Raw genomic sequence first — 344 nt, 5'->3', positions numbered from 1 at the left:
CATGTCGCCATCGTCAAACTGAAAGACATAGCCCTCCGCATCCTCCATGCTTTCGAGCGAAGCTAGCGCCTGCTCCAGCGTCATTTCGTGGATGCGGTTCGGAGCTACCGGTATACGTCGCTCATGAATCATGTTCCACACGTGGTGAAACGGATTCATCATCACATATTCGCCGGTCCTGTTGTCCCGAACGTGCAGCAGCGTGATGGACGGCCGATCGTAACGAACCACCACCTGACTTTCAGGGTCCACGAATTCGAAGGTGGCCGTATGGTCCGAGGCCGCAACCACACGCGCAAAATCTGCGATGTTTTTGGGAACCTCGCGCTCGAACGCTCGAACCG

At 56.1% G+C, this 344-nt stretch carries 1 protein-coding gene; it reads right to left on the bottom strand.

What is annotated here, in order from left to right; genetic code table 11:
- Positions 1 to 344: RNA ligase (locus tag AC1RPN_RS08720; protein ID WP_481763796.1), on the bottom strand; the 344-nt coding region annotated here is incomplete at both ends.

This window comes from Dellaglioa sp. CoH-57-MRSF-20 (genome assembly GCF_056781955.1).
This window is presented reverse-complemented; position numbering and strand designations above follow the sequence as displayed.